Origin of the sequence: Erythrobacter sp. HI0063 (assembly GCF_001635685.1) — a bacterium.
Classification (GTDB): domain Bacteria; phylum Pseudomonadota; class Alphaproteobacteria; order Sphingomonadales; family Sphingomonadaceae; genus Qipengyuania.
In genome coordinates this window covers 1-224 of sequence record NZ_LWFF01000085.1, presented here as the reverse complement: position 1 = coordinate 224, position 224 = coordinate 1, and the positions used below count along the sequence as shown (strand labels likewise).

General features: G+C 64.3%; 1 pseudogene. It reads left to right on the top strand.

Annotated elements, in window-relative coordinates:
* Positions 1-224, top strand: a pseudogene (locus tag A3736_RS03945) (cardiolipin synthase B); the annotation flags it as partial.

Below are 224 nucleotides of genomic sequence, written 5' to 3'. Positions count from 1 at the left end.
TGCGGTGAGAGAGTGCGCGATGCCCTTGTCCGTGCGGCGCAGCGCGGCGTCGACGTGTCGCTCGCCATCGACGGATTCGGGTCGGACAAGGTCGAAGACGATTTCTTCGCGCCGCTGATCGAAGCGGGCGGCCGGTTCGAACGGTTCCAGGCGAAATGGAGCCGCCGTTATCTGATCCGCAACCACCAGAAGCTGGCCATCGCCGACAGGAAGCGAGCGATGAT